The organism is Thiomicrolovo immobilis, from assembly GCF_039645955.1.
GTDB lineage: Bacteria > Campylobacterota > Campylobacteria > Campylobacterales > Sulfurimonadaceae > Thiomicrolovo > Thiomicrolovo diazotrophicus.
The window spans coordinates 2,223,767-2,239,158 of sequence record NZ_CP147916.1 but is presented as its reverse complement, the minus strand read 5'-3'; the positions used below and the strand labels follow the sequence as shown (position 1 = coordinate 2,239,158).

The 15,392-nt window shown below is 57.1% G+C and carries 14 protein-coding genes; 9 read left to right on the top strand and 5 right to left on the bottom strand.

Annotated features, from left to right (window positions below; genetic code table 11):
- Positions 1 to 6: 6 nt before the first annotated feature.
- Positions 7 to 2,148: a YjbH domain-containing protein gene (locus WCX72_RS11535; RefSeq protein ID WP_345969893.1), complete on the top strand. Its 2,142-nt coding sequence runs from the start codon at positions 7 to 9 to the stop codon at positions 2,146 to 2,148.
- Between the two features lie 211 nt (positions 2,149 to 2,359).
- Here WCX72_RS11535 and WCX72_RS11530 read toward each other — a convergent pair whose 3' ends face one another.
- On the bottom strand, positions 2,360 to 4,003 hold the full coding sequence (locus WCX72_RS11530) for a hypothetical protein (protein ID WP_345969892.1): 1,644 nt from the start codon (positions 4,001 to 4,003) through the stop codon (positions 2,360 to 2,362).
- Positions 4,004 to 4,390: 387 nt separating this feature from the next.
- The gene (locus tag WCX72_RS11525; RefSeq protein ID WP_345969891.1) at positions 4,391 to 4,861 is read right to left on the bottom strand and encodes a hypothetical protein; all 471 of its coding nucleotides are present in this window, start codon (positions 4,859 to 4,861) and stop codon (positions 4,391 to 4,393) included.
- 165 nt (positions 4,862 to 5,026) lie between these two features.
- Between WCX72_RS11525 and WCX72_RS11520 the strand changes: the two genes are divergently transcribed.
- The 6 genes from WCX72_RS11520 to WCX72_RS11495 all read left to right on the top strand — a co-directional run bounded on the left by WCX72_RS11520 (position 5,027) and on the right by WCX72_RS11495 (position 9,852).
- Entirely contained in the window at positions 5,027 to 5,278 is a 252-nt protein-coding gene (locus WCX72_RS11520) for a helix-hairpin-helix domain-containing protein (RefSeq protein ID WP_345969890.1), read from the top strand.
- Positions 5,279 to 5,915: 637 nt separating this feature from the next.
- Positions 5,916 to 6,767, top strand: coding sequence for an N-carbamoylputrescine amidase (gene aguB / locus WCX72_RS11515; protein WP_345969889.1), 852 nt, complete (start codon positions 5,916 to 5,918; stop codon positions 6,765 to 6,767).
- A gap of 65 nt (positions 6,768 to 6,832) precedes the next feature.
- The gene (locus WCX72_RS11510) at positions 6,833 to 7,723 is read left to right on the top strand and encodes a DUF234 domain-containing protein (protein WP_345969888.1); all 891 of its coding nucleotides are present in this window, start codon (positions 6,833 to 6,835) and stop codon (positions 7,721 to 7,723) included.
- Between the two features lie 35 nt (positions 7,724 to 7,758).
- Complete coding sequence (locus tag WCX72_RS11505) at positions 7,759 to 8,775, top strand: aldo/keto reductase (protein ID WP_231019213.1); 1,017 nt, start codon at positions 7,759 to 7,761, stop codon at positions 8,773 to 8,775.
- A 16-nt stretch (positions 8,776 to 8,791) separates the two neighbouring features.
- Entirely contained in the window at positions 8,792 to 9,376 is a 585-nt protein-coding gene (locus tag WCX72_RS11500) for an NlpC/P60 family protein (protein ID WP_231019212.1), read from the top strand.
- The gene (locus tag WCX72_RS11495; RefSeq protein WP_345969887.1) at positions 9,373 to 9,852 is read left to right on the top strand and encodes a hypothetical protein; all 480 of its coding nucleotides are present in this window, start codon (positions 9,373 to 9,375) and stop codon (positions 9,850 to 9,852) included. The genes WCX72_RS11500 and WCX72_RS11495 overlap by 4 nt, the downstream gene beginning before the upstream one ends.
- Positions 9,853 to 9,862: 10 nt before the next feature.
- Here the strand turns inward: WCX72_RS11495 and WCX72_RS11490 are convergent, their stop codons facing one another.
- Positions 9,863 to 10,033 carry a hypothetical protein gene (locus tag WCX72_RS11490; protein ID WP_345969886.1) on the bottom strand — a complete coding sequence of 57 codons (171 nt, stop codon included), beginning with the start codon at positions 10,031 to 10,033 and terminating at the stop codon, positions 9,863 to 9,865.
- A gap of 268 nt (positions 10,034 to 10,301) precedes the next feature.
- Between WCX72_RS11490 and nfo the strand changes: the two genes are divergently transcribed.
- Together nfo and WCX72_RS11480 are read left to right on the top strand one after the other, a co-directional pair.
- Positions 10,302 to 11,153, top strand: a complete 852-nt coding sequence (nfo, locus tag WCX72_RS11485; RefSeq protein ID WP_345969885.1) for a deoxyribonuclease IV — start codon at positions 10,302 to 10,304, stop codon at positions 11,151 to 11,153.
- Positions 11,154 to 11,404: 251 nt separating this feature from the next.
- Positions 11,405 to 11,800, top strand: coding sequence for a hypothetical protein (locus WCX72_RS11480; protein ID WP_345969884.1), 396 nt, complete (start codon positions 11,405 to 11,407; stop codon positions 11,798 to 11,800).
- 45 nt (positions 11,801 to 11,845) lie between these two features.
- Here WCX72_RS11480 and WCX72_RS11475 read toward each other — a convergent pair whose 3' ends face one another.
- Complete coding sequence (locus WCX72_RS11475; protein ID WP_345969883.1) at positions 11,846 to 13,966, bottom strand: hypothetical protein; 2,121 nt, start codon at positions 13,964 to 13,966, stop codon at positions 11,846 to 11,848.
- Positions 13,967 to 13,975: 9 nt separating this feature from the next.
- A complete protein-coding gene (locus WCX72_RS11470; RefSeq protein WP_345969882.1) occupies positions 13,976 to 15,289 on the bottom strand; it encodes an outer membrane protein transport protein in 1,314 nt (437 codons plus the stop codon).
- Positions 15,290 to 15,392 lie beyond the last annotated feature (103 nt).

Here is a 15,392-nt window from a genome sequence, read left to right as displayed (position 1 = left end):
ATCGCGATGCGGAAACAACAGAAAAGCAATAAAAGGGTCATCGCCCTTAGTGTATGGTTATGCCCGCTTGTGCTTTTCGGCAGCGACCTGACGCATTCGCTCTCCATGCAGGGCTATACGGGGATCATCAATACCCCCAACGCCCAGGTGATGAACGAAGGCGATATCACACTCTCCTTCAACAACCAGTTCGACAATCATCAGCGCAACTATGATTATGAGCGGGATTATCGCTACCAGGAAGATTACATCTTCGGCAGCGGGTTCCTGCCCTATTTCGAGCTTCAGGGGCGTCTCTCCGAAGCCAGGGGGTTTCACCGCGACCTCTCGGGCAATGTAAAAGTGCAGCTGCCGTTTCCGCTGCTTCACCCCTATCTTCCCAATGTCGCGCTGGGGTATCAGGATATCGGGAGTTCCGTCAATTTTTACGGCAACAAGTACGTCGTCATGGACAAGGAACTCTGGTTTGTCCGTCTGTCGCTTGGCTACGGGGTCAGTGATATTGAAGGGAATGGAGCCAAGATCAGCCAGCGTATGGACGGTATTTTCGGCGGGGCCGAGGTGCGTACCTTCGACTGGTTTTACCTGCTGGGGGAGTATGACGGCAGGGAAAGGCATGCCGGCGTCCGCATTGAGACCCCCCGGTCGTGGAGCGACAGGGTAAAGTTCAACAGCATTGTGGCTGCCAACCTCTCCGATGACAACAGCATTAGTTTGGCCTTTAACCTTGTCTTTTCACTCTACGAGCATGAGCGGTACACCCCTGACAGCGTAGAGAGAGAGGGGAGTGCTGCTGTTCTGGTGACGGAGGAGAGCGTACCTACCGCTGCTCCCGACCTGCCTGCAGTGGAAGAGCTGACAGCCAGTATAGAGCGCAAGCAGACAGAACCGCCGCGCCCGTTGGGCGACCTCGCGCCGCGGTTGTCGGATGCCGGGCTGGAGAATGTGACGGTTGCGACCAAGGGCGATACGCTCTACATTGCTTACGAGAACAGTGTCTACGAGTGGAATGAGCTTGATGCCCTCGGCATTGTTATTGGCACTGCCTCTCATTATGCCGGACGCTATAGCCGCTTCGTTGTCGAACCCCTCAAGAGCAGGGTGCGGGTGACGGCATTTCACGGTTCCCTTGTTGCCGCCGCGGCGTTCTTCAAGACTCCCTCTTACACGACGAAAACAGTGTTTACGGATTCGCTCTTTGAATCGCACCCGATCGACAAAGCAGGGTATGTGGTGGTTACGGACACGGAAAACGGGACGCTATTCAAGCCGCGTCTCGCTTTGAGCCCAAAACTCTCCACCTTTGTCGGCACCGAAGCGGGGGTCTTTGACTACCAGCTCTTGTTGCGTCTGACCGGGACAACGACTCTTTTTAAAGGCCTTGATTTCGGCATCCAGTACGACGAGCCTGTTGCCAACTCGGAGGAACTTGACCCCGGCGGCATGTTTTGGCGCTACTACGACAACGGCGGTATTTACAAAACGGAACTCAGTTATAGCTTCAATTTGTTCGGGGTGCTTAACAGCCTCAGTGCGGGGCAGTATGTCTACGACTACGCGGGGGCGATGGATCAGCTCATGTATACGGTCGGGCGCCATACGCTGCAGCTCAAAGGAGGCTACTTCCTCAATATGACGGATGGTTTCGAGGACGATAAAAAGACACTTTTTATTGCCGGCTACAGCTACCATTATGTCCCCTGGGACTTCTTTTTGAAGGTGCAGGGGGGACGCTACTGGTACCAGGACATCGGTTTCGACGTAACGCTGAAGCGCTTTTTCGGCGATACGGCGGTCTCGCTGGGCTACCTGCAGAGCCGTCCGCAGAGTGTGCCCCTTCACCAGGCCGAAGAAGTGAATCACTATGTTGCCCTCGCCGTCGAGATCCCTTTGGCACTGCGCAAGAGCCCTGTGGACAACCGTTACCTCCAGCTAAAAGGGGTCAACAGCTGGCAATACGGTCTGCGTACGACTGTGGCTCGCTCCGATGGGAAAAATTGGATCGTTCCCGGCAGCGGCAGCGTGTTGGGGAGTATTTTCGAAGGTGAGCCTTATTTTCGCAACCGCAACCGGCTCAGTGCCGAATACCTGAAGTACCATCTAGAAAGAATGCTGAACGCCTATGAAAAGTATGCTGGGCAACAGTAACCTGTACTATAGATGCATAGGTATGGAGCGTTGAAAGGTTTATTCGTGCGTCGGGAAGTATATTCCGACTGGATAGATTGATAAAGATAAGCGTCATCGATCTGTTTTCAATCGAAGCGCGACAGGTAGTTGTAATGTGTTGGGACGTTCGTTCACTGAGGGGAATGTCAGAAGAGTGAGGGAACACGCACCTTTTGTGCGTGCGGCCCTTTTAGAGGTTGGTACCGCCTGTCCCACCGGTGCCGCCTGTCCCGCCAGTAGCGCCTGTAGCACCGCCGTTGCAGTAGTCGTCATACTTGGAACCGAGGGTGAAGACGATAGTCTGATCCTGCGTCTCACCGGCCTTAATGTTTACCGAGGAGAAGGTGGAGGTGTAACGATCCGTCCCGTACATATAGACACGGATATTCGTATTCTGGTCCGGTGCGATCAGAATGCCGGCGACACCGTCGAGCCCGGTAGAGACGCCGGTGGCTGTCCAGGCCCCTCCGGCGGTTTGCATAATGATACTGGCGGATGGGATAGGGTTTTGCTTACTGCCGTTGCGGCATTCTTCTACAACGCGGACTCTGACGGGGGTTTTCGGTACGACCGTCCCGACATGCAACGCGGCCTGACACCCCGTATCGCTAAAGGTAACGGTGGTGCTGTCCCGTTTTTCGCCGTCGTAATAGAGCGTCAAGGTGACCGGTAGGTTTCTCGGCATGTTGTTCAGCTCATAAGAGCCGTCGCCTGCGTAATCGAAGACCTCTCTATGGAGGCCGCGTGCTTTGACTTTGAGTGAGGTAATGACTTCGGTACCCTGGGAAAGATCGGCGATGTCGACATAGGCCGGTCTGCAGCGCTCACCGCCATACCAGTCGAGATTCCAGTAGCTCAAGTGCGAGGCTTCATAGACAATCTTGTACGTCGTCGCGTCGTTTGCCAGCACTTCGCCCTGACCCTCATAGCTCCATTCGCCCGTGGTCTCCTCGTAGCTCCAGATAGGGATGATATCGCCGATGGCAATAGGATTGCCCGTTTCCGGGTTGAGGCTCCCGATGGGAACGAGCATTTCAATCGTGATAGGGTTGTTTTCGAAGGATTTGATACTTTTGCCATCGTCGTCCGTCATTTGGATCGCCGTAAAGCCCGCCGATACGAAGTCGACGGCTTGCGTACTCGTGGTGTTCGTCACCGTATTGGGCACGCCGGCTGCTACGACAGACATCCCTCCCGGGAAGGCTTCGACCGCATCGGCGGTGAAGTTGGTTGCCTGGACGTGCACCGTACCGGTCGCCGGTTGCCCGTCGGCTGTTTTCATCACCGTGCCCGCGGGAATGGTGATTTTCTGGCTGACGGAGACGTTGCCGTCGGTCGTATTGTTGAGGGTGACTTCGACGGGACCGGTCGTCGTCCCGCCGGAGGTCGTCACGTTCTGCTCTCCCATCGCGATGCCATTCACTGTTGCACCGTCTTGAAAGACGACCATCGTCAGGATCTTGTTGTTGGCCCCGTCGCTAATAGTCATCTCTGTCCCGGTGGTAAGATACCCCGCCTTGCTTGCAAGGATTTTAACGTTGGCGCCGACAGAGCTGTAAAACGCGATGAGACCGGTCTCGTCGGTTGTCAAAGCTTCCGTAATCTCTTTGCCTTCGATGTCCAGGGCCGTCCCGTTAAAAGTGACGCTCGCACCCGTTACCGGGAGACCTGAGGTGTCAACGACGCTGACCGTCGCAATACTATCCTGGGCCGATAGGACGCTTGGCGTCTTGGTCGAATTGCTCGACGAGTTACATGCCGTGATCGCAGCGACGGCAAACAGAATTAATCCGGAGAGAAGTGTTTTTCTCCATAGGGAGTGCTGGGAAATCATTCAAAGTTCCTTTTATTGAGAGGATTGTAATAACCTGGCGTGCCTGTAGAAAGCGCGCAGCCTTTTCAAACATTCAGTGACACTCTAGGTTTTTTTAGATTATTTTTTTATAAAAAATAACACCGTAATACAAAAGGACAGCCAAAAAATAACATTTGACAATAATATAATTTTTAAATATGCATATATTATTCACAAAACTAATGCTTCTTCTCGTAGGAAATGGGTTTGGATTGTTTGCAAGGGTCAAAGGGGATGGTGGTCATCATCAGAGTCTCATTCCCTCGGTAGTTGCACCAAGGTGAGCGGGATTCCCCAAGCTGATGCCACCGATAGTTCATGGTGAGAGGACAATAGTCACATGAACGGTCGACAGGAGACAGCCTGTTATGTTCGTGCGCTGCTGTTTTTCATCTGTCGTTCGTCATACATGCGCGCTAATATTCCATAGATATCCGCGATATCCCCTTTCAGACGGTGAAGACCGTCTATCTCCCCCGTCTGCAGGACGCTGTTCAGTGCCGTTAGCATCTCCTGCAGTTTCGCTTCGATCGTCCCGTTTCCTGATACATCCCCCGTCATGGTTTTTTGGGATGGAGGACTTTGGTGTTCAGGCGGTAGCCGCTTCAGTTCCGCTTCGAACTCCTCTTTAACCCGTTCGATGTCGTAACGGTAGTAGGGTTCCCCGGTCCGTCCCGTGTAGGCCTTGGCGATGCCGTGGACGACGGCCTGCTCGAAAGGAAAACCTTTCTGCTCCGGATGGTCGGGGTCGCGGATCTTCAACGTATAGAGTATCTTGCCGACGGTCTTGGCGTCGACGCCGTAGGTTTTGCCGATCTGGGTCATAGTCTGGTACATGCATTACTCCTTGTTCCGAATTATGGATGAATATACAATATCAATATAAAACACTAAAAAATAATAATATTGCACTATGAAATATAAACAGTTAAAAAATATTTAATACTATTTCAGTAGGATTGCAGAAGGGTACCCGGAACTTTTCATTAAAAAGGAGTCGAAATGGGATTCGTGAAGAAAACCGCGGCGGTGCTTGCCGCGCTGGTGATCAGCATACCTCTGTTCGCGGGGGTTAACCTCAACACAGCGACGGCGGAGGAGTTGTCAAGTCTCAAGGGGATCGGCCCGGCGACGGCGGCGAAGATTATTGAGTACCGCAAAGAGCACCGCTTCAACAGCATCGAGGATATCATGAACGTCAAGGGAGTAGGTGAAAAGACCTTTCTCAAGCTCAAGGATGAGCTCGAGGTCTGACCTTGCTTTGCCGGGAGCACTCCCGGCAAAAAGCTTCCGGGCGATTGTGGAAACCCTGTGCGATGTGCCAGGGCATTTACCGGCGGAACCGTTCTCCTCGTTGGTTGATGCCTGTAAGCTCGGCACCGTACAGGGTTTTCAGAGCTGCCCCGGCGTCATGGCGTGTCATCCTGTGCTATGCGTTGCTTTCTTCTTCCGTAAAAAAAGCTTCGACGTGTTTAAGTCACTTCTTCCCCAATTAGCCTCGGTCCTCCGAAGCGCATGTAATTAATAGGCAACTTGTCGTTAAGCGTGCCTTGAAAGCCGCTGCGGAGGCACAAAGCCGGGAGCAGTGTGCGATTCGCGCAACGACGATTTTCTTTTGTTTCTTTTCTTTGTAAAAAGAAAAGATAGAGAAGAGTATCGCTTTGCCACTTTTTTAGAAAAAGTAGCGCAAAAAGCGACCTTTCGCGAATCGCTCGCCCTTCCCGGCTTTTTGCCTCCAGGGCGGCTTACAAGGAGCGCTCAAGGCCAATGTTTGATTTCATTCTATGCGCTTCGACGGGCCGAAGCTCTGTGACTGTATTATGAATCACTTTCGCAGTACAGCAGTGCGCGAAAGCGGTATAATTCGGTTTAGTTTGATTGGGAGAAAACCATGGTGAAAGTTGCCGCTATTCAGATGCGCATGGGTGAGGATAAAGAGGCCAATAAGGACCGGGCGGAAGCGCTGGTACGCGAAGCGGCGGCAGGGGGTGCGCAGATCGTGCTGCTGCCGGAACTCTTCGAAGGGCTCTATTTCTGCAAGGATATGGACGAGAAGTATTTTACGTGGGCCGAACCGCGCCAGGGTCACCCGATGATTGCCCGCTTCTCGGCGCTGGCGAAGGAGCTCAGCGTCGTGCTGCCGCTGAGCTATTTCGAGCGCGACGGCGAGCGCTATTTCAACTCCCTGGTGATGATCGATGCTGACGGGTCGGTGCTGGAGAACTACCGCAAGACCCACATTCCTTCCGGACCGGGGTACGAGGAGAAGTTCTACTTTGTGCCGGGAGATACCGGGTTCAAAGTATGGCAGACACGTTTCGGCAAGATCGGCGTCGGCATCTGCTGGGACCAGTGGTTCCCGGAGACGGCACGCTCGCTCGCGCTTCTGGGCGCCGAACTGATCTTTTATCCCACCGCCATCGGCAGCGAACCGGAGATCAACGTCGATTCAAAAGAGCACTGGCAGCGGGTCCAGCAGGGGCACAGCGCCGCCAATACCGTCCCCGTCATCGCAGCCAACCGCATCGGCGAGGAGGCGGGGGAGAGCTGCACGCTCACCTTTTACGGCTCTTCCTTCGCGACGGACTATACCGGCAGGAAGATCGCCGAGGGCGACCGTGAGAGCGAAGGAGTCATCTATGCCGAGTATGACCTGGACGAGATCGCCAGACAGCGTGACTATTGGGCGCTCTTCGCCGACCGCCGACCGGCGATGTACGGCGAGATCTGCAAAGAGCGCTGAACGTACCACTTCCCCTGAGGCCGGGCCCTGTGCTATAATGCCCCCATGCTGACCGAGGGCCTCCATTGCTGCTGAACCAACTGCGCCGTTTCCATGATGAGACGTTCCCCGACTCGATGGAGACGCTCATTGCATATTTCGCCGTATTCGGCGAGAGCGGCATCGAGATCGATACGACCATACCGCTTTCCGAACTGATCGAAACGAAGATACTGGACCACTACGGCGAACACTACAACCGCATTCATACAGGCTTTCTCGAGGACCGGCAGGTGATTGCGCTGCTGCAGGCCGTGGCGAAGGGGGACCGCCGTATCCACTCCGCCTGCCGCCGGGCACACATTAGCGAAGCGAAGGGGGGCGAGCTCGTCGACCACCTGCGTACCCTCGGCATCCTCGACCTGGAAGCCTCGCGGGAAGCGCCGCCGGAAAAGAGCTACCCGAAGCAGAAGCTCAAGCGCGAGGTCGCCCGCCACCGTATCTCGCACAAACTGCGCTTCCGTTCGCCTTTCCTGCGCTTCTGGTTCCGTTTCGTCTCGCCGCAGCACCGCCGGATCGAGCAGGGGGACTATGAAAGCGTATTGCAGCGTTTTGAGGAGCAGGATACGGCCTTTACGGGACTGGTCTTCGAGGAGATCTCCCAGCTCTACCTGCGCCATCAGTTGGGGAACGACCCCTACCTGCGCTGCGGCAGCTACTGGGACCGCGTGATCGAGCTCGATATCCTGGCCCGCGCCCCCGACGGCGGCTTCATCGTCGGCGAGTGCAAATGGACCAATACCAAGGTCAACCGGGGCGAACTGCAGAAGCTGCAGGAGAAGTGCGCCCTTGTCGGGCTCGAGCCGGAGCAGATCTGGCTCTTCGCGAAACGGGGATTTTCCAACGAGCTTGACGCGATGCGCAGTGATACGCTGGTGCTTGTTTGCGCGGAAGAGATGAAAGAACTGATTGAGTAGCGTGCAGGGAACGCCACGCTTTTAGGAGGATAACAATGCAATACCGCTACATCGGCCGAAGCGGCCTGCGGGTCAGCCCGATCTGCCTGGGGACGATGACCTTTCCCGGGCAGTGCGACGAGAAGAGCGCCTTCGCCATTATGGACAAGGCCTACGCGGCGGGGGTGAACTTCTATGACACCGCCGAACTCTACCCCGTTCCGCCGCGTGTGGACTTGGCGGGACAGACCGAGGAGATCGTCGGACGCTGGCTTAAAACGAAGCCGAGGGAGAGCATTATCCTCGCCTCCAAGGTCGCCGGGGCGGCCTCGGGCTGGTTCGTACCCCCGGTACGCCACGGGCTGACGGCCATGGACCGTTTCCATATCGAACGGGCGGTCGAAGGCTCTTTGAAGCGGCTCGGGACGGACTACATCGACCTCTACCAGATGCACTGGCCCGATACCGTTGTGCCCGTCGAGGAGACGATGGAGGCTTTCGACCGGCTGGTACAGAGCGGCAAGGTGCGCTATATCGGTACCTCCAATGACACGGCCTACGGGACGGCGAAGGCCCTGGCCGCCAGCCACTACAAAGGGCTGGCCCGCTTTGAGTCGATTCAGAACAACTTCTCCATGCTCAACCGCCGTTTCATGGACGAGCTTGCCACCCTCTGCCGTCAAGAGCAGATCTCCCTGCTGCCTTATTCGCCGCTGGGCGGCGGGGTACTCAGCGGAAAATACAATCAGGCGGACATAAGCGAGGGGCGTTTCGCGGACTATTTCAAATCCCCCAACGCACGCCAGCGCCTGATGGCTGCGCGCTTCGTCAACGACAAGACCCTCGCGTCCACGCAGCGCTACCTCAAAATCGCCGCCGACGCGGGACTGGACCCGGTCACGATGGCGGCGGCCTGGAGCAAGCAGCATGACTTTGTCGCTTCCACGATCATCGGCGCGACCCGCCCCGAGCAGCTTGACGCGTCGCTCGCGGCCATGGAGCTGACCCTCACGGAAGAGGTAATGGCAGCCTGCAACGCGGTGCACGCGGACATCCTCTACCCGATGGGCTGAAAAGGGCGTTGAAACGATGATGTGGGACAGGGTGCGGCAACTGGGTGGTCTGGGTATCGTGGCAGCGCTGCTGCTCGGCGGCTGCTCCACCCGTTACGTCGACCGCAGGCCGTCGCCGCCCCCGGTCGTGCATGCCGCCGACAGGACCTTTGCGGCGCTGCCGCCGATGGAGGAGGTGTGGCTGCTGCAGGAAGATGAGGAGACGGCTCCGGCGCAGCAGCCGGTAAGCCAGGATCCGGCTCTGGCCAAACTCTACCCATTCCAGACGAAGTGGCACCATGTCCCTTACCGCTACGGGGGCACGGGGCCGCGGGGGATAGACTGCTCCGCATTTGTGCAGCAGGCCTACCGGGAACTCTTCGGCATCAGGCTGCCCCGGACGACCCGGCAGCAGGCAAGCTGCGGCAGTGCCGTACCCAAACAGCAGCTGCAGGCAGGGGACCTCGTCTTTTTCCGCACGAGTGGGCGCGACCGCCATGTCGGCATCTATCTCGAAGCGGGGAAGTTCATGCACGTTTCCACCAAGTATGGGGTGATGATCTCGAGTATGGATAAGCCCTACTGGAAACGGCACTACTGGACGACAAGAAGGATCAGATGACGATCAGCAGATTGACAATGTGGCTTTTACCCATCGTTGCAGGCGTACTGCTCGGCGGCTGTGTTATGAAAAAACCCCCGGTTACGGCGGCTTATGTTGTCGTGTTCAAGACGCCGCAGTGGCGGTTCGCCGACACGGGCTATATCCGTAAGGGCGACGGGGTCGCGGAGCTGGAAGTCTTCGAGGCGGGCCAGCGTATCCTGCGGCTGCAGATCGAAAGCCTCGTCTGTATGGAGGGGGAGGGGTGCCTCGCCAAATCGGCCTTCAATGCAAAATATCTCAGTGCCGCCTACCCCGACGACCTCTTTTATCATCTGCTGCGCGGCGAGGCGATCATGGAGCGCCGGAATATCGTGCATACCGACGAGGGCTTTGAGCAGCAAGTGGGCGGGATCGTCTACCGGGTCACGGCGGAGCAGATATACTTCCGGGACCTCGAACACGGGATACTGATCAAGTTCAAACGGTTGCAGTAAACCAACAGTGCTATGAGCTTCGGTTCCCGAAGCGCATAAAATCGATAGGCGACCTGTCGTTAAGCGTGCCTTGAAAGCCGCCCTGAAGGCATAAAGCCGAGAAGGGCGTGCGATTCGCGCGACGACGATTTTCTTTTGTTTCTTTTCTTTGTAAAAAGAAAAGATAGAGAAGAATGTTCATGCCACTTTTTTAGAAAAAGTAGCGCAAAAATCGGCCCTTCGCGAAACGCTCATCCCTCCCGGCTTTATGCCTCCGGGATGGCTAACAAGGAGCGCTCAGGGCCAGCTCTCTATTGATTTAATGCGCTTCAGGTTACTGAAGCGTGCTGTTTATCAAGAACCAATGACCATTTGCCAATAGTACTTAGTCCCTGATACTACCTGTACTCCTTTCGTCCCCTTTAACTCCTGTTTGGTTATGCTTCTGCCTAAAAACAGGAATTTTTATCATGAGCAATAAATTTGTCGGTGCACACACGTCGGCTTCGGGCGGGGTCTACAACGCCATCACGAATGCGGAGGCGATCGGGGCGCAGGCCTTCGCCCTCTTTACGAAGAACCAGCGCCAATGGAAGGCCAAGGATCTGGATACGGAGACGATAGACACTTTCAAAAGGCTGCTGGAAGAGAGCGGGATCGCTCCCAAACACGTGCTGCCCCACGACTCCTATCTGATTAACCTTGGCCACCCCGAAGAGGAGAAGCGCCGGAAATCCTTCGACGCCTTCGTGGACGAAGTCGAGCGCTGCATGCAGCTGGGGCTCGACCGGCTCAATTTCCACCCGGGATCGCACCTCAAGCAGATCGGCGAAGAGGTGTGTCTGGACCGGATCGCCGAGAGTATGAACCGGACACTCGACGCGACCAGCGGCGTGACGCTTGTGCTGGAGAATACGGCGGGACAGGGGAGCAACCTCGGCTGGAAGTTCGAACACCTGGCCCACATCATCGACAAGGTCGAGGACAAGTCCCGCGTCGGCGTTTGCATTGATACCTGCCACATGTTCACTGCCGGCTACGATATCCGCACCAAGGAGGCCTACGATGTCTCCATGGCGGAGTTCGAGAACATCGTCGGCTTCAAGTACCTGCGCGGGATGCACCTCAACGACTCCAAGCCGGACCTTGGCAGCCATGTCGACCGCCACGACAGCATCGGCAAAGGCAAGATCGGTCTAGAGGCGTTCCGCTACATCATGAACGACCCGCGTATGGACGACATCCCACTCATCCTCGAAACGATCGACGAGACGATCTGGGCGGAGGAGATCAAGCTGCTTTATTCCCTGGAAGAGCGCTGACGTCAATCATCAGTGTCATTCTCCCTATACCTCCCTTGCCACTTTTTTAGAAAAAGTAGCGCAAAAAGCGGCCTTTCGCGAATCGCTCATCCCTCCCGGCTTTGTGCCTCCGGTATGGCTTTCAAGGATCGCGCTCAAGGCCAAGACTCCATCCACATAATACACTTCGACGTGTCGAAGCTCTTTACTTTTCAGTGAGCTTCAGTTCCTGAAGCGCATTAATCAATAGGCCATGGGTCGTTAAGCGTGCCTTGAAAGCCGCTGTGGAGGCACAAAGCCGGGAGCAGCGAGCGATTCGCGCAACGACGATTTTCTTTTGGTTCTTTTCTTATGAAAAAGAAAAGAATGAAAGAGATATGTTATTGCCGCTTTGTTTACTCGATGAAGCAAGAGGTTTTGTTCCCCTTCTTTTTTACGACTCGGCATTTAGTGCCTCGCATGTATTGCGCTTTAGCGCTTATGCTTATCCAAAAAAGAAGCCGAACCGGGAAGAAAAAAGGATAAAAGGCTGCCGCTCGCGGGAGTTTCCATGCGTCACAAATCTGACTGACACGCTAATGACCGTTCTGACTGACACGCTAATGACCGTTTCTGACTTGACGCAAGAAGCGGATACCGACATCCTTCACTTAGCACTTAGCACTTAGCACTTAGCACTTAGCACTTAGCACTTAGCACGGCCGAAGCCGCTGCTACTTGATGATCGCAGGGTCGTTGACCTGGATCGCCGTACCGTTGCTGTAGATGAAAGAGATCAGCTCGGTGTGGTACTCTAAGAAGGCGTCGAGGCCGTACTGCGGGTCAAGAGGAGAGCGGTGCTCGCCTGCGGTGACCCGGGTGACGGTCCTGTTCGTATCGGGGAAATAGTATGGCCCGACAAGGGCGCTTTTATTGAGGTCTTTGGCCTGGGTGAAGGCGATAAAAGGGTTGCCGCCTGCAAGCGGGTAGCCCGCCACGGCGGCGGGGATATGCTGGTCGCCGCTCCCCTCGGTGCCGTCGCCGATCGCCTGCATTTCAAGGATGGGGAAGGTGTTGGCTGCCCCGATGCCTGCCGTATAGTTCGCCGGGTCCGCGTCGTCGATGATTGTTTGCGTCGCGTGGAGGAAGGCACTGTATTCCGGCGTACCCGGCATGATGCCGTAGACGGCCAGCCCGGCATTGATCTCCGGCGCGAAGACGGGCGAGCTGATCAGGAAGGGGATCATCTGCTGTCCGGGCATCATCATGACGGCGCTTTGCAGCGCGCCCGTCTGGTTGAGGTAGCCGATGGAGGCGATGTTGCCCAGGGAGTGTGACAGGAAACTGATGCGTGAACCGTCGAGGTTGCTCAGCGTCGCGTTCAGTTCCAAGACCACCGCCGAGGCGATGCTGTTCGTCAGTTCGATGAGGTCAGAAGTCGTCTGCTGCAGATTGTCCCTTGTGGTCGTGACGTTGGCGAGGTTCATAAAGTGGATCCCCGTCGAGTCAAGCACGCCGTCCGGTGCATAGGCGACGACGGTGCCGTAGGGGTTTTCCGTGACCAGGTCGACATTGAAGGTGCGCTCCAGCGCTCCCATGTAAAAGGGGTTGAGCGTCGTATTGGATTCCGTGACACCGTGCAGCGGAAGGTCGATGGCGATGCCGACGTAGCAGGCCGAGGCCAGCGTTTCGCCGTAGACGAAAAGGTCGGTACGCACACGGGTGATACCGTGCTGGTAGATCACGACCGGCCAGCCGGCCGCCGGTTTCGTACATCCCGAAGCGGCACTCGGGACCGTCGCCACGACCGGTACGGTGATGTTGGCTTCGATGATCGGCACAAAGGGTGCGCTGTAGCTGAACTCGCCCGCCAGGACGGGCAGGGGGTTCAGCGGCGACCCCTGCGGCATGTATTGCGGGAGGTTGGAGAGGGTCCCGGCAAAGATCTCGGCGCTGCCCGTCATGAGGGTGGTATCCATCCCCAGCTGAGCAAAAAGCGCCTTGGTCGTGATATTGACATCCTGGATGGCGAGGGCGGCGTTGGTGTCATTTTGCGCATACTGGGCGATACTGCTCTGCACGGCGCCGATCATCTGGGTCCGGAAGGTCCAGATCTGCACCGTTTTGGTCGGGTCCTTGCCGGCCACGGCCAGGGCGTAGAGCATGGCCTGGTTGCCCTGGCGGATCGCTTCAAGGGCGGCGGCACTCTCGGCGTCGATCGCGCCGCCGGCCTCGACCGGGTTCGGTGAGAGGGTCAGGGCTGTTGCGTAATCCGGGGCGAGGACGCGGCCGTCGCTGTCGTTGAGGTCATTGGTGAGGACGGCCATGTAATTCGTCAGCGACTCCAGCGGTTTCATCGGTACGATGGCGATGGTGCTGCCGCTCTGGGCGACGGCAAAATCGACACCGTAGACGAGGGTGGCGTTGATGGCCGTCACCGCCCCGGTCGTCGCATTGACGTCAACCTTGTAGAGCTGGACGCCGACGGGCAGGGAGGTGGTGTCGAGCGTGACCCCCTCACTGATCGGTGCGGTAATCGGCATTGTCGTCGAGAAGCCCGTCAGGGTATTGAGCTGGCGCTTGACATTGGCGTCGGCGTCAGAAGGTTCATAGGGGATGTTGAGGGTCTGGCCGAAGTCGTAATCGTCCGCCCCACTACTGTTGGGGGCGAAGAGAATATTGTTGGGATAGGGGATCGTTCCCGTCGTCGGGTCGAAGAGCGTATAGCCCGCGATGAGGTCGTCGACGGTTTGGCCGTTCAGGCTGTCCTGCAGATCCGTGCTCTTGTCGCCGCCGCATCCGGCGAACAGCAGCATGAAAGCCGCCGCGGTCAGGGTAAGTCGGTAATGGCGCATCGTTGCCTCCTAAAATTTCATGCTCAGCTGGACACTGAGGATATCTACGCTGGAATCGTACGTCCCTTTGAGGGTGTGGTTGAGTTCCGGGATGCTGGATTCAAAGGTGTTCTCGATCTTCGTACTCGCGACGAAGAGGTGGCTGTAGGCCGCGTCGATGCTGAGCATGCCGTTCAGGGCGTAACCCGCCCCGATCGAGAGCCAGAAACGGTCGTTGTCCGGGATGCGCGGGGTACGGCGGTAGCGGTTCTTGACGGCCTTCTGGTCATACGCGATCCCCGTCCGGAGCAGAAACTTCTCGCTGACATGAATACGCTCGCCGATCGCGATGCGGATCTGGTCATGGTAATCCTCTGTGGTGACGGAGTCGGGCTGGGCCGGGTTGTCGTACTTGATGCGCAGCTCCTGGAAACTGCTCCACTGCGTCCAGGTCACATCGGCCATCAGGTCGAGTGGCCCGAAGTTGTGAAAGAGGCTGAGCGACGCGGAGGCCGGCAGGGTGACGTCGGCGCTGAGGGCCGTATCGGTAAAGGCGCCGGTGCTGACGACGGGGGCGGCCGCCGCGGGGACGCGGAAGTCGGCTTTGCCCTCGACATGCTGGTCGACGGCGGAGCGGTAGGCGAGGGCAACCCGGGTATGCTCATCAACGTTGTAGAGTACCCCGACGTTCCAGCCGAAGGCCAGGTCGTTGTAGTTGTCGCCGGTCAGGTCGGCAAAACCGTCCGCGCTGCCGGGCGTCCCGAGCAGGGCACCGAAGTCGACGGCACTGGTAAGGGTGATGTCGAGCAGCTGGACGCTGACCCCGGCACCGAGACTCCAGTGCTCGTCGATCTTATAGGCGATCGCCGGGTTGATGTTGACGGTTTTGAGGTCGGATTCGACGGCGTGGTAGCGTCCGACCCAGTCGTCGTTATACTCTGTCACCAGCCCGAAGGGGGCGTTGATGCTGAGCCCCACAAAGAGCTGATCATCGATCTGCCCGCTGTAGTAGAAGGTCGGGATCAGGGCGGGGGTGTTGCTGTTCGCATCGGGGCCGCTCAATGCGCTGCCGTCGGCGAAGGTGGAGCCGTTGTTGCTGAAATCGGCCGAGGGGAGGATGGCATTGATCGCCCCGACGACGTTCTGGCCTCCCAGCAGCGTCATCGAGGCGGGGTTGAACCAGACGGTCGAGGCGTCCTCTGCCGCCGCCCCGCCCGATGCATAGGCCACGCCCATGCCCGAGGCCGAATTCTCAATAATGCCGAACCCGGCACCGTGTGCGCCCGCCGTGGCGAGCAGCAGCGCCGCGGCGCTGTAAAGCGGATGGAGACGCAATCTTCCCATAGGTCATTCCCTCTCTTCGTTGGTTAGTGCTGCTGTTACTATAGATGAGGTCGCTATAAAATGAGATTAAACGCATCAAAACGGTGAGCCACGATGAACGGCG

What these genes read in the sequence shown, in the direction of transcription:
- WCX72_RS11505 (WP_231019213.1), top strand. Translation starts at nt 7,759, where the DNA reads ATGCAATACCGCTACATCGGCCGAAGCGGCCTGCGGGTCAGCCCGATC.
- aguB (WP_345969889.1), top strand. Translation starts at nt 5,916, where the DNA reads ATGGTGAAAGTTGCCGCTATTCAGATGCGCATGGGTGAGGATAAAGAG.
- nfo (WP_345969885.1), top strand. Translation starts at nt 10,302, where the DNA reads ATGAGCAATAAATTTGTCGGTGCACACACGTCGGCTTCGGGCGGGGTC.
- WCX72_RS11530 (WP_345969892.1), bottom strand. Translation starts at nt 4,003, where the DNA reads ATGATTTCCCAGCACTCCCTATGGAGAAAAACACTTCTCTCCGGATTA.
- WCX72_RS11470 (WP_345969882.1), bottom strand. Translation starts at nt 15,289, where the DNA reads ATGGGAAGATTGCGTCTCCATCCGCTTTACAGCGCCGCGGCGCTGCTG.
- WCX72_RS11495 (WP_345969887.1), top strand. Translation starts at nt 9,373, where the DNA reads ATGACGATCAGCAGATTGACAATGTGGCTTTTACCCATCGTTGCAGGC.
- WCX72_RS11525 (WP_345969891.1), bottom strand. Translation starts at nt 4,861, where the DNA reads ATGTACCAGACTATGACCCAGATCGGCAAAACCTACGGCGTCGACGCC.
- WCX72_RS11475 (WP_345969883.1), bottom strand. Translation starts at nt 13,966, where the DNA reads ATGCGCCATTACCGACTTACCCTGACCGCGGCGGCTTTCATGCTGCTG.
- WCX72_RS11500 (WP_231019212.1), top strand. Translation starts at nt 8,792, where the DNA reads ATGATGTGGGACAGGGTGCGGCAACTGGGTGGTCTGGGTATCGTGGCA.
- WCX72_RS11490 (WP_345969886.1), bottom strand. Translation starts at nt 10,033, where the DNA reads ATGAACATTCTTCTCTATCTTTTCTTTTTACAAAGAAAAGAAACAAAA.
- WCX72_RS11520 (WP_345969890.1), top strand. Translation starts at nt 5,027, where the DNA reads ATGGGATTCGTGAAGAAAACCGCGGCGGTGCTTGCCGCGCTGGTGATC.
- WCX72_RS11535 (WP_345969893.1), top strand. Translation starts at nt 7, where the DNA reads ATGCGGAAACAACAGAAAAGCAATAAAAGGGTCATCGCCCTTAGTGTA.